General features: G+C 51.6%; 14 protein-coding genes. 6 read left to right on the forward strand and 8 right to left on the reverse strand.

Features of this window, described 5'->3' with window-relative positions; genetic code table 11:
- The first annotated feature begins 24 nt into the window (after window positions 1-24).
- Together SE18_RS01855 and SE18_RS01860 are read left to right on the forward strand one after the other, a co-directional pair.
- Window positions 25-921: a hypothetical protein gene (locus SE18_RS01855; protein ID WP_054532721.1), complete on the forward strand. Its 897-nt coding sequence runs from the start codon at window positions 25-27 to the stop codon at window positions 919-921.
- Window positions 908-4,186 carry a tetratricopeptide repeat protein gene (locus tag SE18_RS01860; RefSeq protein ID WP_054532722.1) on the forward strand — a complete coding sequence of 1,093 codons (3,279 nt, stop codon included), beginning with the start codon at window positions 908-910 and terminating at the stop codon, window positions 4,184-4,186. The genes SE18_RS01855 and SE18_RS01860 overlap by 14 nt, the downstream gene beginning before the upstream one ends.
- A 1-nt stretch (window position 4,187) precedes the next feature.
- On the opposite strand, the gene SE18_RS01865 is transcribed toward SE18_RS01860, so the two are convergent.
- Both SE18_RS01865 and SE18_RS01870 read right to left on the reverse strand, forming a co-directional pair.
- On the reverse strand, window positions 4,188-4,883 hold the full coding sequence (locus SE18_RS01865; protein WP_054532723.1) for a response regulator: 696 nt from the start codon (window positions 4,881-4,883) through the stop codon (window positions 4,188-4,190).
- Window positions 4,884-4,888: 5 nt separating this feature from the next.
- The gene (locus SE18_RS01870) at window positions 4,889-7,576 is read right to left on the reverse strand and encodes a sensor histidine kinase (RefSeq protein ID WP_054532724.1); all 2,688 of its coding nucleotides are present in this window, start codon (window positions 7,574-7,576) and stop codon (window positions 4,889-4,891) included.
- Between the two features lie 110 nt (window positions 7,577-7,686).
- Here SE18_RS01870 and SE18_RS01875 point away from each other — a divergent pair, with 110 nt between their 5' ends.
- Window positions 7,687-8,802, forward strand: a complete 1,116-nt coding sequence (locus tag SE18_RS01875; RefSeq protein WP_054532725.1) for a hypothetical protein — start codon at window positions 7,687-7,689, stop codon at window positions 8,800-8,802.
- A gap of 19 nt (window positions 8,803-8,821) precedes the next feature.
- On the opposite strand, the gene SE18_RS01880 is transcribed toward SE18_RS01875, so the two are convergent.
- Together SE18_RS01880 and SE18_RS01885 are read right to left on the reverse strand one after the other, a co-directional pair.
- Window positions 8,822-10,201 carry a cobyrinate a,c-diamide synthase gene (locus SE18_RS01880; RefSeq protein WP_054532726.1) on the reverse strand — a complete coding sequence of 460 codons (1,380 nt, stop codon included), beginning with the start codon at window positions 10,199-10,201 and terminating at the stop codon, window positions 8,822-8,824.
- Between the two features lie 70 nt (window positions 10,202-10,271).
- The gene (locus SE18_RS01885) at window positions 10,272-11,669 is read right to left on the reverse strand and encodes an MFS transporter (RefSeq protein ID WP_054532727.1); all 1,398 of its coding nucleotides are present in this window, start codon (window positions 11,667-11,669) and stop codon (window positions 10,272-10,274) included.
- Between the two features lie 501 nt (window positions 11,670-12,170).
- Between SE18_RS01885 and SE18_RS01890 the strand changes: the two genes are divergently transcribed.
- The gene (locus tag SE18_RS01890) at window positions 12,171-13,427 is read left to right on the forward strand and encodes a GAF domain-containing sensor histidine kinase (RefSeq protein ID WP_054532728.1); all 1,257 of its coding nucleotides are present in this window, start codon (window positions 12,171-12,173) and stop codon (window positions 13,425-13,427) included.
- 80 nt (window positions 13,428-13,507) lie between these two features.
- On the opposite strand, the gene SE18_RS01895 is transcribed toward SE18_RS01890, so the two are convergent.
- Complete coding sequence (locus tag SE18_RS01895) at window positions 13,508-14,962, reverse strand: MDR family MFS transporter (protein WP_054532729.1); 1,455 nt, start codon at window positions 14,960-14,962, stop codon at window positions 13,508-13,510.
- Window positions 14,963-15,094: 132 nt separating this feature from the next.
- On the opposite strand from SE18_RS01895, the gene SE18_RS01900 reads away from it, so the two are divergent.
- A complete protein-coding gene (locus SE18_RS01900) occupies window positions 15,095-15,481 on the forward strand; it encodes a nuclear transport factor 2 family protein (RefSeq protein ID WP_054532730.1) in 387 nt (128 codons plus the stop codon).
- Between the two features lie 68 nt (window positions 15,482-15,549).
- On the opposite strand, the gene SE18_RS01905 is transcribed toward SE18_RS01900, so the two are convergent.
- Window positions 15,550-16,032, reverse strand: a complete 483-nt coding sequence (locus SE18_RS01905; RefSeq protein ID WP_054532731.1) for a GNAT family N-acetyltransferase — start codon at window positions 16,030-16,032, stop codon at window positions 15,550-15,552.
- A 224-nt stretch (window positions 16,033-16,256) separates the two neighbouring features.
- Entirely contained in the window at window positions 16,257-18,875 is a 2,619-nt protein-coding gene (rph, locus tag SE18_RS01910; RefSeq protein ID WP_054532732.1) for a rifamycin-inactivating phosphotransferase, read from the reverse strand.
- Window positions 18,876-19,105: 230 nt separating this feature from the next.
- On the opposite strand from rph, the gene SE18_RS01915 reads away from it, so the two are divergent.
- Window positions 19,106-19,615: a DNA-deoxyinosine glycosylase gene (locus SE18_RS01915; protein WP_054532733.1), complete on the forward strand. Its 510-nt coding sequence runs from the start codon at window positions 19,106-19,108 to the stop codon at window positions 19,613-19,615.
- A 101-nt stretch (window positions 19,616-19,716) separates the two neighbouring features.
- Here the strand turns inward: SE18_RS01915 and SE18_RS01920 are convergent, their stop codons facing one another.
- Window positions 19,717-20,832, reverse strand: a complete 1,116-nt coding sequence (locus SE18_RS01920) for a lamin tail domain-containing protein (protein ID WP_054532734.1) — start codon at window positions 20,830-20,832, stop codon at window positions 19,717-19,719.
- Between the last annotated feature and the right edge of the window lie 40 nt (window positions 20,833-20,872).

The following is a 20,872-nucleotide window of genomic DNA, read 5'->3' on the forward strand; positions in this document are numbered from 1 at the left end:
TTGCTGGAGTGGTGAGCAACGCCTATGCAGAGCATCGACAAACTTTTTGTAAACCGCGAAAAACAAACTGCTGGCTTTATTAAAATGCTCCAAGGCCAAACTCCTAAACGAATTATGCTGATCGAGGCCAGCGGGGGCTTGGGCAAATCGTGGACTGTCGAATTTATGCGGGTTGAATGCCAACGGCGGGGCATTCCGAATACTGAAATTGATTTTGCCGATAGTATCGTCTTTGATTTTTTGGCCCTGTTGCGGCGGGCGCGCGATGGCTTCGGGATTGCAGCCTTCAATCTGTTTACCCAAGCAATTAACGAGGTAACCCAGCCAACCGTGCGGATTGAAACTGGAGCTGCTAATACCAATGCAATTAATAATTTGCTTGGCCAAAGTAACACTTTCTCCGGCTCGAATGTCAATGTTGGCGAAGTTATTGCTGGCAATGTGATCAAAGATAATTCGTTTGTGATTAATGCAGATAATGCTGTGGTGCGCCAAGCCTTGCAAGATCGTTTGAGCGGGGCTTTTTTTGCATGTTTGGCAAGCTTGACCAGCCAAGGCCCACTCTGTTTTTTCTTCGATACCTACGATAAAGTCACTGTTGAAGCGGAAGCGTGGCTGATGGGCCATTTGCTGCCGCAAATTCGCGATGGCTTGATTACCAATGTGGTTGTGGTGATCGCTGGCCGCTCAGTGCCTAAACTCGATAATCAATGGGATCATTTGATTGCCCGAACTGGCTTAGATTTATTATCCGAGCCGCATGTGAAGGAATATTTGGTGCAGCGCCGTGGCCTCAATGATGATCCGAATGTGATCAAAGCTTTGTTTCAAGGCAGCACTGGCCAACCTCAATTGCTCGCGATGTTGGCCGATAACATTCTGCGATCGCAAGCGAGCGGAGGCGATGATGACTGGCTCTGAACCCCATCAATGCCCCAGTTGCGAACAGCTTTTGCGGCCAACCAGCCTGTTTTGTCCGCGCTGTGGCACGCCGATTATGCCGACGGTCAGCAATGCGCTGCAACTCTCGATCACCCAAATTCTGGCCAGTATGAAGCCCGGACAAGCAGAAGTGATGCGCCGCTGTGCGATTCCACGCTGGTTTGATGCAGAAATTTTGGCGGTGTTGCGTGAACGCGATGATGGCAATAATGCCAATATTTTGCAACAAGTAGCTGAATATAGTTTTGTGCGCCAAATTGGCGAGGGCCGCTATGCCTTTATCGACGATGTGCGCAACTATTTGCTTGGCGATTGGCGCTTGCGTCCCGATGAATTGCGCCGCATCCATGAGCGTTTGTATACCTATTTCGAGCGGCGTATGGGTTCGACGATGGTTGAAAATCGGGCGACATGGCTGCGCGAAATTGTATCCTATGATTTGCTGCTGGCCTCGACCAGCAGTGTGAGCCAAGCAAAACTTGCTGATGAGCTAACCCAACCAGCCAGCACTGATCCCGATGTGCTGACCCAAGCAATGACCAAGGTTGAACGTGCACTCTTGCGCTTTCGCAATTTGTTCGATGCGGCCTTTAATGCCCATCGTATGGCCGAAGCTGAGGCTATTTTGCTGGCTGCCGAGGAGCAAAGCAATATTCTCGTGCCCTTGGTGCGCGATTGGCTGCTCTATTATCGTGGCAAGATGAATTTTGCCATGGTGCGGCTCGACGAGGCGATTGAATGTTTTGAAATTTTGTTAAAGCGCGATGATCTTGACCCTGAGTTGTATGTGTTGCTGGCTAATAGCTTGGGCGATGTGCAGGTTGAGGCTGGGCAGTGGTCGGCCTCGATTTTATCGTATCAAAAGGCCTTGGCAACGCCAAAAATTGAGCTAGCCCAGCAGGCTGAGGCCCACCTTGGGATTGCTGATGCCTACAATGAAATTGCGGTCAGCGCTGGTGGTTGGCATCAACCGCAGATTCAGAAATATCCGATTGCGCGCGCTTTTGCCAAGGTTTTTCAATCGATTGCAATTATTCCGATGTTTCTTTTGGTCAGCATTTTGCGCCGTTTGGGGGCAGCAGTGCCCAAACCGTTGATTTTGCTACGCTACCAAAATTGGCTGCTGGCGCGGATTTTTCGGGCCTCGCGCGAACAAACCATGGCCGCCTATCGAATCTTTCGCCAACAAAACGATCAAATGAATCTGATTCGCTGCGAGATGCGCTTAATCGATATTGATGTGCTGTTTGGTAGCGTCGATGAGGCCATTGAATTGGCCAAGCAGAGCCTCGAACGGCCTGGTTGCGAAGAGCCATATCGCAAAGCGCGAGTGCAAGTGACGTTGGCACGGGCATTAATCGCCAAACGCGATTTTGCTCAGGCAATCGATATGCTCAATCAGGCCTTGACCGTGTTTCGGGCGGTTGATGATGGGCGTTGGGAAGCTCGGGTGCTGACGACGCTTGGCCGCGCCTTGCAGGAATCTGGCCAAACTGAAGCTGCCCTCAAAACCTATCAGGCAGGGCTAGTGCGGGCGCGGGGTATTGGCTCGGTGCTAAGTCGCGAACGTATTTTATACGAGCTACGTACTTGGCGTCGCTCGGAATTAACCTACCCCACCGAAATTAGCACAATCTTGCGCGATGAGCCAACCCAACGCTTTGTGGCGCGCTTTCCACGCTTTCTGCTGCCCTATTTGCAAGTTGGTCAAACTTTGCTGATTCCCTTGATTTTGGTTTTTGCGGCGATTGTTGCGCCGACGGTTGGCAATCAAACGATTGTCCAAGCAAGCAATAATTTGGTCTTGCCTGCTGCTGATGTGTATATTTTTCCTTGGTATCGGCTGATTATCTCGCCGTTGATTATGCTGGTGGCGACGGGCGTTGGCTATAGCGTGTTGGGCTTGATTGTGCTCTGGTATATGCCAATGACTCAGTTGCGCAATAATCAGCCAACCGTGCACACCCTCACGCCCGATGAGTTGATTCATTACGATTCGTCTGGTCATGAATCGCATCGGATTAAGTGGGCTGACGTGACCGAAATTATTACCGCTGATCGGCGGGTTTGGAAACGCCCGTTGATGGTGTTTTCGCGAAGTTTTGTGCGCTCGACCATGCAGCCGTTGCTGCGGGTTGATGGCATTACGGGCTGGTACAACAGCGTTATCTATTTGATTGAGAAACGTGCGCGGGAAGCTGGGGCGCAAATGAGCTATCTAAGCGCCAATATTAGCTTGTTGCGTAGCGCTTGGGGCGGGGTGATTGGGCTTGGCACGCTGTTGTTGAGCCTGATCATTGCCAGCGTTAATGGCTGGATTCCGAATCTGGCAGAATTTTTGCCAGCAACCTTCTATGCAATTCTTCAATTGGTTGGCTTTAGCGGGATTTTGCTGATTGGCCCAACCATCTTCTGGACGGTAATTCGCCCTTTACGCCTAGATAATGAATTTGCCTTGGATGAGCGTTTGCCAAGTTTGGCAGCGATGATTGGCTTTATCGTGATGGTGCTATTTATCATCACCGATGGCGCGATTGTGCGGGTGCCAATTTTCAGCGTTTCGTTGTTTATCGCTGGAGTTTATGTCTTTAGCGAGGGCATTTATCAGCTTGGGGTGCGGCGCGGCAAGGATCGGCGCTGGCGCACAGGGGTAACGATTGTTGGTTTTGGTTTGTTGCTTGGGGCAATGCTGATTGTGCGCGAAACGGTGTGGCGCGAGTTTTATCATGCTCGTTCGTATGCCTATGCCATTCAGGGCAATGGTGCGGCTGCGGCTGATGATCGCTTGCGCGAAGTGGCGCAAACATCATTGCTGTTTGAGCGGCCTATGGTTATAGAAGAAGCAGTGCTGGCTAGCCAAAACAGCGATTGGGAGCAAGCAGACCAGCAATATACGGCGATTGTTAATAACCGCGGATACGATGCGCGAACGCAGGCCTTGGCCTACCACAACTGGGCCTTAACCGAGCTTGCGCGCTGTAAAAAAAATAGCTGTAGCGAAGCAGAATTGGCGCGGATTGCCCAGTTTGAGGCCACAGCGATTGAATTAATTGATCAAGCGATCACCCAGCACAATGCCAATCCCGAAGAGCGGGCGGTATTGCTTGAGGCCCAAGGCACGGCTTATATCGAGGTTGGCCAAATTCCGGCAGCGATTCAGAAATTAACCGAAGCCTTGGCCAGCACCAGCGAACCCCAAGCCCAACAACGCATTCGCGAGCTGTTGAATTCGCTGCAACGCTAAATTACTCAATTGCCAAGCGATAGCCAACCCCAGGCTCGGTTAATAGATAGCGTGGGCGAGCAGCATCAGCTTCAAGTTTATGCCGCAATTGGCCCATATACACCCGTAAATAGTGGTTTTCTTCGGTGTAGGCTGGCCCCCAAACCTCGCGCAAAAGCTGGCGATGGGTCAGCACTTTGCCTGCATGTTGCACCAACGTGGTTAATAATTTATATTCGTTGGGCGTGAGATGCACTTCTTCTTCAGCCACAAACACTTGGCGCCGCACCAAATCGACGCGCAAGCTACCAACCTGAAAGCTTGGATCGCTTTTTTCGCCAGTTTGGTGGTGCAGATGACGCAAGGCAACCCGCAAGCGTGCCAGCAATTCGCCCATGCCAAAGGGCTTGGTCAGGTAATCGTCGGCTCCTGCATCGAGGGCGGCAATTTTATCGTCCTCGCGCCCGCGCGCTGAGAGCACAATAATCGGCGTATTCGTCCATTCGCGCAAGCGCTTGGTCACCTGTAAGCCATCCATGTCGGGCAGGCCCAAATCTAAAATGATGATTGCTGGGCGTTGCATGGCCGCCTGTAATAAGCCATCCTCGCCATTTTCAGCCTCGATCAGCGCATAGCCATGGCTTGGCAGCGAGGCCCGCAGAAAACGCCGAATTGGCGCTTCATCTTCAATTACTAAAACACTGATGGCATTTGACATATAGCTTATTCCTCGTGGATTTGCGGCGGTTGGCCGTCGATTGGCAGGGTAAAGGCGAAGATTGTGCCGCCTGTTGGGCGATTTTCAGCCCAAATTGTACCACCATGGGCTTCGATAATGCCGCGACAAATCGTTAGGCCCAGCCCAACCCCGCTACTGGCTGAACGATTGGTTTGCAAGCGGAAAAACTTTTCGAAGATTGTTTCCAGCGCACTTGCTGGAATCCCCGGCCCATGGTCGGCAATCTGAACCTCGATCATCGCCACTTGTTGGATGGCGCGAATTTCGATTGGGCTACTGCTCGGCGTATATTTGAGGCTATTTTCGAGCAGATTGACCAGCACTTGCTCGATTAAAACACTATCGAACGCCACAAAGGCTTGTTTTGGTACGTCGATACTTATTGGGCGTTGGTCGATCTGCGGGCTTAGGCGAGCGAGAGCGGTGCCGATCACTTCTTCGAGCGCTTGCCATTCTTTATGCACCTGCACCGCGCCTGCTTCTAAACGGGTCATATCGAGCAAATTGCTTAATAAACGATTGAGCCGTTCGCCCTCGTCAGCAATCATCTGAATCAATTCGTGCTGTACTTGCTGATCAAACTGATTATTCTGATCCAGCAAGGTGCTAGCTGCGCCGCTAATTGCTGCCAACGGCGTGCGCAGATCGTGGGAAACTGAGCTAAGCAGCGAGTTGCGCATGCGCTCGGTTTCAATTTGCACGCTGGCAGCTTGGGCTTCCTCGGCAAGGTGAGCGCGTTCGATTGCGACGGTGGTTTGGTTAGCAAAGGTTTCGAGCAAATGGCCATGGCTTGGGTCGAGCAAACGGCGGGGTTGTTCTGGTTGCAAGGCTAATACACCGACAATCCCACGTGTGGCAACCAAGGGCAGATACATGGCTTGAGCGCTGGGCAAGGTATCGCTGTGCATGCCAGCTTTTTGCTGATGATCATAGACCCATTGAGCGGTAATTAATTCGCGTTGATCGTTGATGAACGCTGCTTGGTGGCCGACAACTGCGCGGACTTGGCCCTTGGCATTGGGTAGCAAAATGGCTGCTTGACCTTCAAAGACGCTGCTAATATGCTGCACGGCGGTTTGGAGCAAATTATCCAAGCCGCGAATACTGGCAAATTCACGGGTCATGGCATACAGCGCGGCGGTACGGCGCTCGCGTTGGCGGGCAGTTTCGGCCTGCGCCTGAATCTGCACCGTCAGCGTGCTGATGGTTAAGGCGACGACCAACATCACCAGAAAGGTCAAAAGATATTGCACATCGGAGACGGCAAAGGTCAGATAGGGTTGAACGAAGAAAAAATCAAACGCTGCTACGCTCAAAAGCGAGGCGCAGATCGCTGGCCCGCGTCCGTAGCGCGCCGCCACCCACGTCACGCCCAGCAAATAGAGCATGATCAAATTTGATAGTTCGAGATGTGGAAAAATAGCTTGGGCCACGATCGTACACAGGCCAATAATGCCGATTGATTTGACATAATTTATGGTTGCTGGTTTTGGTTGCTGGCTTGGCTTGGTTTGGGTGTTATGAGTGTCGTCGTGTTCGCCGCTAATCACATAGACATCAATTTCGCCACTTTGACGAATCAATTGATCGACGATTGAGCCAAACAGCAATTCGCGCCAACGCGGCTTAGCTGGCTTGCCAACGACAATTTTTGAAACATTGCGTTGACGGGCATAGCGCACTATTTCATCGCCCGGGTTGATGCCGCCAAGGGTCACGATTTGGGCGCCCAAACTTTCGGCCAAGCGCAAGGTTGCGGTTACGCGGTCACGATCGGCTTCGCTGAGCCGCAGCTGTTTGGGCGTTTCAACATAGGCCACAATCCACTCGGCGCGTAGATCGGTGGCCATGCGGCGAGTTGCGCGCACCAAGCGCTCGGAAAGCGGACTTGGCCCAACCCCAACCAGCAAGCGTTCACGGGTTGGCCACGTGGTAGGAATCGCGTGATCTGAGCGATAGCGCTGCATTTGAGCATCAACCCGATCAGCTGTACGCCGCAGTGCCAGTTCGCGCAGCGCGATCAAATTACCTTTGCGAAAAAAATTACGCGCCGCTTGGGCTGCTTGGCTGGCGATGTAAATCTTGCCTTCATTCAAGCGCCCAAGCAATTCATCAGGCGGCAGATCGATTAACTCCACTTCATCGGCGGATTCAAGCACCGCATCGGGTACCGTTTCGCGCACAATCACGCCAGTAACTTGGGCCACCAGATCGTTGAGGCTGGCCAGATGCTGCACATTGACCGTGGTATAGACATCGATGCCCGCATGCAACAGCTCGTCAATATCCTGCCAGCGTTTGGCATGGCGCGAATTGGGCGGGTTGCTATGAGCCAATTCATCGACCAGAATTAAGCTTGGTTTGCGCTCCAAGGCCGCATCAAGATCAAACTCGCGCAGGGTTGTGCCGCGATATTCAACTTGTAAGGCTGGTAGTTGGGGCAAGCCAACCAAGAGCGCATCGGTTTCGGCGCGGCCATGGGTTTCGATATAGCCAACCAGCACTTCAACCCCTTCAGCGTGGCGTTGTTGGGCAGCTTGGAGCATGGCGTAGGTTTTGCCAACCCCAGCTGCCGCCCCAAAAAAGACCTTTAATCGCCCACGTTGCGCTTGTTGGCTCGTATGTTGAATTCGTTCAAGCAGATGATCAGGGTTTGGGCGTTGATGTTCCATCCGAAAAAAGCCTTCTTTGTTGGTAGAAAATGTCAAGTTTTAAGCGTTGGTTTGAGCTAAGCTGCATCCATCAAACGCTCGATCACCGAGCAAACCAAAGGAGTTCTGTGATGGATGGACTAAATAAACCACATTCACGCCGCAGGTTTCTCGCTAGCAGTGGCTTGGCAGCAGTCGCCGCAAGTAGCCTGTTGGGCAATCAAAACCACGCAGCGGCGGCCTCAAGTGCTAGCCCAACCATGCTTGAGCAAATGGCGCTGCCACCAAGTGCCAAAATCAGCATTCGTTGTCTGCGTGCACTCACCTTGCTCACGATGAGCGCCAAGCTGGCAGATCAGGCATTTAGCACCGAAGTCTATGCCGTTGGCCTCAAAGATTTTACAACCAATCTGCAAGCTTTGGTTGGTCGGGGTACAAGTGACCTTGTGAGCTATCGACCAAATCCTGACGAGAGCCTGCCTGCGCGGCCATGGTGGTGGCCCAAGCGGCGTTTTCGGCTCTATGCTGGGCAAATTCCAAGCCATGAGCCAATTCCTGAGGCTGGCGGATTGATCTTGGATCTGCTGCGCAGCCTCGATGGCTATACGCTGGCATTCTATGCTGATCAGCTTGAATTTGCCGAACTAAGCCAACAGTTGGCCTTGGCTGAATTGCAAAGCCAAACTCAACGCTTAATTGATGCCCAAAGCATGGCTGGATTATACCCAGGCGATGATATTTGCCCGTGGTGGTGGCCGATTCCCCGCCCAAATTGGTGGGTTGATTTGGTTGAGAATGGCTTGGCCGTACCGCCGATTCCTATTCCACCATGCGATGTACGCGAGCTTGCAATGAATTTGCAACGCAGCTTGCTGCAAATGGCGGTTGCCGAGCGCTATAGCGCTAGCGAGCGCGGAGTTTATCGGCTTGATACCTTGCGCCCATTCATTCACGATCAAGCCAACCAGCTTGCTGCCTATGCTGGCACGCTGACTGGCTGGCTGGCTGAAGATATGCTTGATCGCCCGCCACCGTTGCCTTATTTTGAAACCGATAATTTGCTCGACGAGCTTGATGGCTTAGTTGATCGCCCGCCACCACAGCCCTATCGCTTGCAACTTGCCGACCAAATTATGCAAGCCATGCATATCGTTGGCATGGCTTGTCATATTCGCAATAAGCAGCTGGCTGGGCGCTTGCAAACTGCCGCACTCAATCAGATCAAAGATCTAACCTATCAGATCTAAATTGTTGTTCCCTCACCTCCTACGTTGCTTTGGCCCAAGCATGGCAGGTTGCGACAAAGCGTTGCGCCATGCTTGGGTTGGCCAGCCAATGCAGATGAATATAACTTGCCAGCAAATTGCCTGCCTGATAGCCCTCGTGGTGCTGAGTTGTGCCATTAGGCGCAATCACGCGATAAGCAGCCTTGCTTGGATCGGGATTTTCCCAGCGCGAATAATGAAATTCGTGGCCGCGCACGTGGCTATTTGCGCTGAATAAAAGGTTATCGTGGCAGGTATGAACCGTGCGATAGCCCAAACTAACTCGTTGTTGCATAGTGCTTGCGCCGGGCAAGAGGCCAACCATCGGCCAAGCAGCGCCTGCGTGGTCAACAATCGCTTCGGTCAAATACATTAACCCACCACACTCTGCATAGATTGGAATGTTGCTTGCATGAGCTTGACGTAATGCATTAAGCATCGTCTGATTTACGCTCAACTCGGCAGCATACAGCTCAGGATACCCGCCGCTCAAAATGATCCCTGCACAGCCAGCAGGCAGCTGCTGATCGGTAATCGGGCTAAACAACGCCACTTCAGCGCCTGCTGCCTGCAAACATTCGTGCATCTCAGGGTAGATAAAGCTAAACGCCGGATCATACGCCACCGCAATCACTGGCCGCTGTGGATATTCGATCGTAGTGCGTTCTAATGGCTCAAGGTCGATTGCTGGCGCAGTTTGCGCCAATGCAAGCAAGCGATCAAGCTGGCAGGTGCTGTTTAATGTTGTCGCCACCGATTCAAGCGTTGCCAAAATAGTCTGCTTAGCAGAATCAGCAGTGACAAGGCCAAGATGGCGTTCAGGCAGTTTGAATTGGGCTTGGCGCGGCAAATAGCCCAAGCATGGAATCCCAGTGTGTTGCTCAATCGCGCTGGCGCATAAATCGGCGTGGCGCGCGCTGCCAACTTTGTTCAACAACACCGCGCCGATCTGCACCTGAGGATCAAAATGCTGAAAGCCAGCGACTAAGGCCGCTGCACTGCGCGCCATGCCACCAGCATCAACCACTAAAACCACAGGTGCTTGCAATAACCGCGCAATGTGGGCGGTGCTGCCTGTATCATCCAACGCGCCATAGCCGTCGAACAGGCCCATCACGCCTTCGATAACTGCGAGATCGGCGTTGGCTGCGATCTGGCAAAAGTGGCGTTGTAATTGCTCAGCGCTAAATAGCCACGCATCTAAATTGCGGCATTGGCGTTGAGCAACAAGGCTATGATGGCCTGGATCAATATAATCGGGGCCGCATTTGAAGGGCTCAATGCTTAAGCCACGCTGGCGCAGCGCCCCAATCAAGCCAGCAGTTAACAAGGTTTTGCCGCTGCCACTATGGGCGGCAGCAATAATCACACGCGCAGTCACACGCTGCTCCTATCCACAAAAAACCAAGCATCAACGTTGATGCTTGGTTGAACCAATCAATCGAATGGGTTTAGCTATGAGTTGCTGCTGCTTCCTCAGGCAATTGGTTGCCAGCATCGTGAATCGCTTTGGTGGTGTTGGTCAAAAGGAGAATCACAATCCCACCAACAAATAAGACAATTAACGAGAGAATTGCTTGGCGATAGGAGCCGGTTTCAGCTACCACCCGCGCAAAAATAAACGGCCCAATCCACGAAGTGCCCCGCTCGGAGATTTCGTAAATGCCATAGAAGCCAGCCTCGCGACCATGCGGAATCATGCGCGAGAACAAAGCGCGCGAGAGTGATTGCGAGCCACCAAGCACCAAGGCGATGGCTGCACCCATAAACCAAGCTTGCAGCACACTATCAAGCAAGGCATATGCATACACAATCACGCCTGTCCAAATAAACAGCGAGATGAGAATTGCCTTTTTGGTGCCAACTTTGCGCGAAATCCGTTCAAAGCCCAACGCACCGCCAAAAGCTACAAACTGAATCATCAGCACCAAGCCAAGCAAGAACGATTGCGAATCATCCTCGGGTAGGCCTTTGGCGAGGAAGAGTTCGTTGGACAGAAACACCGCTGACATACCGATGACCGTTTGAATGCCATCGTTGTAGAGCAAATAGGCGATTAAGAAGCGCAAGGTTTGGGGCAAGCGCTTAAGTTCGCGAAAGGTCGTCCAGAGTTCGCGCATACTGACGGTCAGATAATGCTGGCCTGCTGGAACTTTGCGGCTGGCAGCGCGATTTTTGAGCCGCTTGATGCCAAAGTAGCCAAAAATACCCCACCACAAACCAGCAGACGCTAAGGATATGCGCACCGCCATAGCGGTTGTCAGGCCAATTTTCTCAGCAAATGTTACCAACGCAAGGTTGATGGCCAACAGCACCCCGCCGCCAATATAGCCAAAGGCAAAGCCTTGGCTCGAAACCTTATCGCGCATGTCCTCGGTGGTAATTTCGTTAAGAAAGGCATTGTAGAAGACGATTGAAGCCCCAAAACTGAGGTTGGCAACCACAAACGCTAGTGCTGCGAAAAGATAGGTTGCGGGCGTCGCAATAAACAAGATCGTTGTGGCCGCAGCGCCCAACAAACAAAAGAACATCAATAATTGTTTTTTGATATTGGTGTAGTCGGCCAATGCGCCGAGCAATGGCAAAAAGAGAAATTGGAGCAACACCGATAACGAAACTGCATCGGGGTAGAGCGATTCGGCGGTAACGGTATAGATGCCCAAATTGAGCACTGTGCCATTATCACCAACTGCTTCTTTGGCCAAGGCCCCTAAAAATGGCCCAAAAAGGGCAGCAATCACTGTTGTGGTGAAACCTGAGTTTGCCCAGTCGTAAAGCCGCCAACCTGCGATCTCCCGTCGATCATTAACTGGATGGGCTGAAGCTGTGCTAGGAACTAAATCGGCCACTGGTGGTCTCCTTGTGCCATGCAAGAGGAATGAATTGGTGTCCGTGGGTGTGGGCCTAAGTATAGCCGATTGTGGCATTTTTCGGATACATCGAAGGGTACAGCCCGAGGATGATGCTTTGCTAAAGCGCTGGTTAAGCTTCAATCAATCCATCCTCACTATTCCAGCGGTTCGTTTGTGCACATTTGATATTGAATTCAATGCAGTTTGATCGTAAAACCCCTAGCAACTGTCAACTGTTGCGCTCGACACACAAGCAACATGACTGGAACGCTACCTGCTTAGATTAATGGAAACGCTACCGACATTTAACCTCGCTCGTTTTGGGCCTCAATTGCATTGTATACTAGCGAGCGATAGGCAACGATACCAATTAAAACCAGCATTATTGATCGACGATGAAGCTAAATTAATCGTATTGATGAGCTTGGATTATTCACACATCATCAGCGTTGCTGTTTGATTGTGGTTTGAGCAATGGTGCTAGAAAGTGAGTTCGCTATGAATCAGCATGATCCTGATCGCGCTGCTGAACAGGAGGTATTAGAGCGTTTAGCAATGCTGAGTACAATGCAATTTGATGATGTTGATCGGGCAATCCAGACCTATCTGGCAGTTGCATGTGAGGTCGCTGGCACCAAAACCGCGCTAATCGGCGACCTAAATCGAACCCATCAATATATTCGGGCAATTTACCCAGCCTCGACGGGCAATTTGGCAGCTGGCAGCATTTTGGCGCGTGAAGATACCTTTTGTCAGTATATTGATGTGACGGCTCAGCCGCTGGTTGTCGGCGATGCAGCAAGTGATCAGCGGGTACAACCATTGCTTTCGCGGCTTGAAACCCCAATTCGGGCCTATTTGGGGGTGCCGATTCCAGCCTCGACCGCAGCCCTGACCCCAACGTTGTGTACCTTTGATCCGCAGGCCCATCGCTTTACGCCAGTTCATGTGGCAGCGCTCAAATTATTGGCCCACCAAATTGCACGCTGGATGCCTGAGTTGCGTGCTCCAGCCACCGATGAACCGCCGATTGCATTGGCGAATATGAGCGTGGCTGAATTGAATCAGATTGTGGCTCATGATATTCGTAATCCGCTGCATTTTTTGCAAGGCACGCTGGAATTATTACAAAGCGAGCCTTCACTCATTCCTGATCCCACATTGGGCAGTTTGTTGCCCCAAGCGTATGGCTCGGTGTTGCACATTCAGCGGCTGGTACGCGATTTGGTTGATGCAACAACGTTAATGACCGGATCGCTCTCATTTGTGCGCCATACCATTGAGCTTGGCTCATTAATTGAAGAGATTGCTGCGGTTGCCAAAAGTACACTCAGCCCACGCTGCTCCTTGATAATTGAAATTGAGCCAGATTTGCCCACCCTGATTAGCGATCGCGATCGGGTTTGGCAGGTATTGCACAATTTGATCAGCAATGCTGTGCGCTACACCGAAACTGGCACAATTACGGTTCGGGCGCGAGCCATCAATCAGCAAACCCTGCGGATTGAAATTGAGGATACTGGGCCGGGCATTGATCCAATTGATATTGAGCGAATTTGGGAGCGTCATGCGCGAGCGAGCAGCGTTGCCCATGGTTGGGGCTTGGGCTTGGCGATTGTGCGTTCGTTGGTGGTGGCCTTGGGTGGTCAAGTTGGGGTGGAAAGTACAGTTGGCGAGGGCAGTTGCTTTTGGGTGGTGTTGCCAGTGGTTCGCTCTGAGCCTGCCTTGGTCGATTATCAGCCGTGGCGTGCGTAAGATTTAACTGTTATCGTAATTATGTACTTGCCACGCATCCCTTACTCCAAATCAAGTAAGGGATGCGTGACAAGCATAGATTAGTGAATAAAGCTTGTTTCACCAGTTGTTTCGCCAGTGCGGCGCAGAAACAGCGCCAAGAGCAAGCCAACTACGGCCAAGCCTGCCGCGACCGCAAAGGCCTGCTGGATGCCCGTGTTCAACGCTGCCAAAGGATCAGGCGAGATCGTTTGTAAATGGCGGGCCTGACCTGCACTCATAATGGTGATCAATAAGGCTGTGCCAATCGCGCCTGCAACTTGTTGAAGCGTGTTGGAGATGGCGGTGCCATGCGAGTGCAAGGCTTGGGGCAATTGATTAAGCCCCGTCGTGAGCACTGGGGTGAATAAGCAGGCAAGCCCCAAGCTGAAGATAACATGCAAACTCAAGAGCCAAATGACCGATGTGTTTGGATTGAGCGATGTCCATTGCCAAAGCGCAAGCACGACTAGCAGCATGCCGCCAATAACCAGCACACGCGGCCCAGAGCGATCGAAAATCCGCCCGACGAATAGCCCGCTAAAGCCCATCAAGGCGCCGCCAGGCAGCAAAAATAGCCCAGTTTGCAAGGTATTGAAATGGCGAATTTCTTGGAAATAGAAAGGCAACAAAATCGCCGAGGCAAAGAGCGTGACCATCACAACCATCATCATCACGACGCTCAAGGTAAACATTGGAAAACGAAAGACCCGCAGATCAAGCAATGGGCTAGCCAAGCGGGTTTGGCGCCAAGCAAAAAGCGCGATGCCAAGCACGCCTATTCCAATCAAGCTCAACACCAGCGGATCGCTGAGGCTGCTGCCTGGCTCGCCTGCGCGGCTAAACCCATAAACCAGCCCGCCAAAACCGATAGCGGCAATCACGATTGACGGAATATCAAGACTGGCTGGCTGAAGCTTGCCAACATTCACCAAACGCAGATAGCCATAGATCAACACTCCAAGCGCAATCGGAACAACGAAAATAAACATAAAGCGCCAGGACAGGGCTTGCATAATCAGGCCCGAGATAGCTGGGCCGATTGCTGGCGCGACCGAAATCACCATGCTGGCGGTGCTCATCATCGCTCCCCGCCGTTCCATCGGCACAAGTACCAAAATCACCGTCATCAGCAAGGGCAACATAAGCGCTGTGCCCGATGCCTGAAAAATTCGCCCAACTAAGAGTACTTCAAAGCCTTGGGCTGAGGCGGCGGTTATAGTCCCAAAGCTAAATAAACCCATCGCCGTCAGAAAGAGCGTTCTGGTGCTAAAGCGCTGAATCAAAAAGCCCGTGGTTGGAATCAACACCGCCATAACCAAAAGATAGGCTGTGGTCAGCCATTGCACGGTACTGGCCTCAACTTGGAATTCGGCTTGTAAGCGTGGTAGGGCCACACCCATAATGGTTTCATTGAGAATCACCACAAAAGTAGCGATTAACAAGGTTAAAATAATGCCTTTCTCGCTGGTAGCGTTGGTCGAGGCATGTGAGTTCGGGGTAGTCTCTACGCGCATAACATTCCTTTAACTATTCCAAACCAACCCATGAGCGGCTGGTTACAATTGGGGTTTATCCAGCGCAACGATTCGCGCTTCAGTTGACATGCTTGCTACAATCAGCCTGATCGGCGTAACAGGAGCGATAGCATGAATGATCAACTAGAACAAAACAAACATAATGTTCAAGCATTTTATGATTTAATGTTTAACCAGTGTCAGCCAGCAGCAGCGATTGAACGCTACGTTGGTGAGCAGTATATTCAACATAATCCAGCAGTCGCCGATGGCAAAGCGGCGTTCATTGCCTATTTTGAGCGCATGGCAGCAGAGTATCCTGGCAAACACGTGAGCTTCAAACGGGTAATTGCCGAAGGATCGTATGTGGTGTTGCATTGCTACCAAACATGGCCCGGCGATCGCGATTGGGCCGGAATCGATATTTTTCGCCTTGATGAAGCTGGCAAGATTGTTGAACATTGGGATGTGCTGCAACCGATTCCTGCTGATTCGGCCAACGATAATACAATGTTCTAGCTTTAGCGCCAGCGTTGCAGTGCGCCATGAAAATAGTGCTGCATGGTTAACTCCTGTTATAGAGAAGCTTACAAGGCTTGAAAGTAGCGGGCAACTGGCATGAGTTGAAAGCCTTGTTTGGCGTAGGTTTGGCGCGCAGGCTCATGGCCAGGGTCGCCCCCAGTTTCAACCATTGCCACCCGCATGCCAGCATTGCGAAACTGCTCAAGCGCAAACTTGGTTAGCGCCGCACCAACTCCTCGTTGCTGATAACTTGGGTCAACTGCGAGCATCACAATTTCGCCCATGCTGGTTGCTTGATGCAGGGTTGTGGCTACAAAGCCAGCAAGCTGCTGATCAAGCAACGCAACCCAAACCTGATTACTTTCAGCGCCACACACAGCAGCAACCGCCTTGCGTTGGTCGTTTGGCCAGTCGGGATAAAAATGGCCGAATACCGCCGCATCCATTGCTGCTGCCAGCGAAGCAAACACTGGTGCCCAAGCCCGAATCGAAAGCTCGCCTACCGCTGTGCGATCCGCAGCGGTATAGCGCCGAATCGTGACCTCCATAGAACCTCCATAAAGAGAGCCGTAGAATGTGGTCTACGGCTCTGTTGATCATACCATGGCTGGGCGCTTCAACCCTCCATCGCGAGACCGAACATTGCGAACAAATGAGTTGTAAAATTGACATTATAATCTGCGAAACAAACAAAGATTCTATTGCTTAAAACAACAATTAAATGCTGCGCATGCTTGGTTATAAAAGCATGCGCAGCCTAATTGACATTCAGCTAGAGCATTTCGATCGTGCCTGTGTTGCCATTGAGCCGAATTCGTTGGCCATCGCGGATGCGCTTGGTTGCGTCAGCAACGCCAACTACTGCTGGCAAGCCATATTCGCGGGCAATCACCGCGCCATGGGTCATCAGCCCGCCAACCTCGGTTACCAGGCCTTGAATTGCCACAAACAATGGCGTCCAGCTTGGGTCGGTAAAGCGGGTGACCAAAATATCGCCTGCTTCAAGGGTTGCTGTTTCCATCTGCAACATCACGCGTGCTCGACCTTCAACCACGCCCGCCGAAACAGCCAAACCCATCAGCGCTCCAGCTGGTACGTCGCTGCGTTGATAGCTGCCATTCAGCAACTCGCCATCAGAGGTCAGCACGCGCGGCGGGGTGAGTTTTTGAAACTGGGCATGCTCAGCTTTTCGCTGCTCAATCAGCTGATCAGCAAGCTGCTGGGTACGCAAAACTTCGTGCAATTCAGCAAAGGTGAGATAGGCTATATCGGTTTTATCGCGCAGCACCTTGGCTTGCACCAACACTTCGGCGGCCTGCAATAAGGCCTGTTTATAAACAAAATAACGGCTCACAATGTGATATTTGGGATACTCGCGATAGCCAATAAAACTGCGAATGAGATCAATCACGCGTTTGGTGGTGGCGGCTTTGGCTGCACCATCAGGCAATTGCTGCAAACGCTCCAACAGTTCTTGCTCTTTGTTGAAGGCTACTTGGCGGCCATGGGCGAATTTTTGGTGGCTGGCTCCAGGGGCAAAGCTTTTAATATTATGCACAATTAATGGCAGCAAGGTTGCTGGATTTTCGCTCCAACGGGTGCGCGTAATGTCAATCTCGCCAGCACAGCGCATGCCATACTTAGCCAGATAGGCCTCGATTGCTTGGCGCGCTAGGCTGCCACCCTCAAATTGCTCCAACTGATCCAAAAAATTCGGCTCGTTGGTTTGAGCTAAATAATCGCAGACTGCTGGATACCGGCGAATTACATCGGCCACGTCTAACAGTTCTAAGCCCATTGTCGAGGTGATATTGTGATCAACCGCTTGCGAAATGCTATCGGCAGCGTTCTTTTCGCCCAACCACTCGTCCATGCGTTCGTTGAGCCAATTCGATCCATTGATCGCGCTCATAATCACGCCAAAGCTTTGTGGATTGGCAAGACTTTGCTTGAGTTGCTGAATGTCGTGCAGAATGTAATCGCAGAGTTCAGCGCCAGATTTTGTAACAATCGTGTGTTTTAAATTGGCCAGGTCATGCTCGCTTTGGGCGATTAATGCTGTGACCAGCGCAGGATCATGCTCAATCATTGGCTGAAATTCGAGCGAATCAGCACTTGTAGGCTTGAATTTATCGAGGGTTGAGGCTGCTGGCTGCGCGGGAGCTACTGGAATAATATCGCCGCGCTCGATCAAGGTGGTCAATGCGGAGCGAATCAACGGATCGGATTTACCCAAAACATCGAGCATAATTGCGCGGCGGGCTGGCACAGCCAGATCGTCAATTATATCGACAAATAAGCGTCCGCCAGCATGCACCATTGGGCGGCCAGCAGTTAATTGCCAAATCGCCAAACCCAATGGTTTCATTGCATCGGTCATCATTTGTTGATGGCCAACCGAAATATAGATGTGATTTTTGGCATCATTGGCTGCGGGAATTGGGTAAAACGTGGTGATTGGGCGGCTCTGAACAATATAAAACTGCTCATCGACCAAGCACCATTCAATATCTTGAGGCTGACCAAAATGCTGCTCGATGGTTCTGCCGATGGCTTCAAGCTGCAATAATTGGGGCTGGCTGAGGGCTGGTTGCTGCTGTTGTGCGGGCATAATTGGCTGTTCTTCAGTGCCGCCAGCTTTGGTTGGATAAATGGCATGTTGTTTAGTGGCGATAGTTGCGCTCACGACCTCGCCATTGCGCAGTTGATAGCTATCTGGATTGACCCGACCAGCAACCAAGGCCTCGCCCAAACCAAAACTGGCTTCAATTGCCAACAGCTTGCGATTGGCAGTGATCGGATCGGCGGTAAACATAATGCCTGAAACACTGGCAAAAACCATGGCCTGCACAATCACTGCCAAGCTAACGCTACGCTGCTCAAAGCCCTGTTGCAGTCGATAGATCATAGCCCGTTCGCTGAACAGCGAGGCCCAGCATGCCTTAATTTGTTGAATAATTGCTGCTTCGCCAACGATATTCAAATAGCTATCGTGCTGGCCTGCAAACGAGGCGCTTGGCGAATCCTCGGCGGTTGCACTTGAGCGAATCGCATAGGCTTTGGTTGGCCCAAACTGCGCCAGCAGCTGGCTGATTGCTGCATGAATCTCAGCGGGCAGCGGGCTTGATTGAATTGTATGCCGAAGGGCTGCACTTAATTCGGCAATTGCTGTTCGATCAACAACACTCAACAGGGCTGCTTGATCAAGCAATTCGCTGATTGTTGGAGTTAGTTCGAGCATGCGCTGAAAAGCGGCGGTCGAAAGACAAAAGCCAGTTGGCACATGGATTGTTGGAATCTTGGCAAGCTTAGCCAAATTAGCGGCTTTGCCACCAACCAGCGGGCTATTGGTTGAGTTAATTTGAGTAAATTCGAACACATACGCATTCATCAATTGCTCCCTTTGTGTTGGATCGCGCTTGGTTAGCCGAATGCTGAGGATTGTAGCTGAGTGGCGAGCGAAAAAGAATCGGCGCTGGGCCGTTTTGTGGTCTAGACAGCCATGCTATACTCAAGCTGAGCAAAGCATTAAAACCAAGCGACCAAAATGGTCGCTTCTTTGTTTAATTTCGAGCACAAGGCTTATTTTTTATTGACATCATTGTTTTGGAGAGCTTGACGATGACAAAGTATGCGCTTCCAGCGATTGTGCACCCAACCAGCCAGCGCTTGATTCTTGGTACGCTGCCTGGCGACCGATCATTGGCCGCTCAGTTCTACTATATGCATCCACGCAATCAATTTTGGCGGATTATGCAGGCATTATTTGCGGCTGAGCCTGGTGCAACCAGCACAGAACGAATTGACTTTTTAGCGTGTCATGGGATTGCGCTTTGGGATGTATTGCATGCTGCTGAGCGTGATGGCAGCCTTGATACGGCAATTACTCAGCCGATCGCCAATGATTTTGCAACATTGTTAAGCAGCTATCCAACGATTCACACAATTGGCTTAAATGGGATTAAAGCCCAGCAATTGTTTGAGCGGCTGGTGTGGCCGACGCTGAGTACTGGCTTGCAATCGCGATTAACAGTGCATGCGCTGCCATCGACTAGCCCTGCTAACACCCAAGCCTTTAGTGCGAAAGTCCAAGCATGGGCCGTGATTGTGCAGGATAAGCAGCAAGGTTAGAAGTTGGCAAGATCCCGATTTCCAAATAGGACCGAAGCACGCTGAAATTCCAGCGTGCCTCAATGCTATCTGAATCCTAATTGTGGATTTGCGGTCGCGGTTTACTTTTCGCGCACCACCAATGGTAGCCATAGCTTGAATTGGGGAGTCGGTAGTGTTGCACTTGCGGCCACGGTTGCTGTTTGGCTTGGTGTGAGCGTAACAGTTGCGGTGCTGGTCGCCGTTGCGGTTGCTGTTTGGCTTGGTGTGAGCGTAACAGTTGGCGTATTGGTCGCCGTTGCGGCCACGGTTGCTGTTTGGCTTGGTGTGAGCGTAACAGTTGGCGTATTGGTCGCCGTTGCGGTTGCTGTTTGGCTTGGTGTGAGCGTAACAGTTGCGGTGCTGGTCGCCGTTGGGGTCAGGGTCGGTGTGATGGTTGGGATTGCGGTCAGCGTTGGCGTGCTAGTCGTGGTCGCAGTCAACGTTGGGATTACAGTCACGGTCGCAGTCGCAGTCAGCGTTGGCGTCAGCGTAGCGGTTGGGGTAACGGTTGCCGTTGCAGTCACGATTGGCGTGCTAGTGGGTGTGCTGAAAACAGTACAAGCAGCATTCGTATTTTGGGGATTGCTGCCTGTTGCATAGCTAAAATCAGCCTGATTGTTATCAGTATCAATCCCATTGCCAGCGCTGCCACCTGGCTTGCGTTCGTAGCTCTGATTGAGATTATTTGTGGTTGGGGCGAGGGGCGTGCCCTCTTTGTAGGCTGAGCCAGTGCTCATTCCTACCATATCGATGAGAACGTTATTTGGGTCGAGCAGGGCAACTCCGCCATCATCAGCAACGCCGGTTGTATAGCTAAGGTTGCCGCTAGTAGACCCGCTATAGCCCGATGAATTGACCACAAGGTAGCGACAGCCAGCAAGCAGCACCGTATTGGCGGGAATTGTCGCCCTGGTTGACACTGTGCCACTGCTACTAGAACCATTGAGTTTCCAGCCGCCAATGCTGACTGGCTCAGAAGAAAGATTATACAGTTCAACAAACTCATCGGCGGCCCCATTTAAGCCACGGGTGCGAAATTCGCTAATGACCAAGCTTGTACTCAGCCTTGGCTGATTAGCTAAGGTAGGCTGATTGCTTGTAGCGCGGGCAGTTGTGCGCTGAATCAGCATGGCTCCAAGCATAATGGTGCTAATTGCGCCGAGCAGGATCAATCGATAGAACGTCGGTTTGCGCATAGAATCCTTCCTTATCGCGGCTAATGCTCCTCGCTGGCTG

The sequence above is a fragment of the Herpetosiphon geysericola genome (assembly GCF_001306135.1).
Lineage (GTDB): Bacteria > Chloroflexota > Chloroflexia > Chloroflexales > Herpetosiphonaceae > Herpetosiphon > Herpetosiphon geysericola.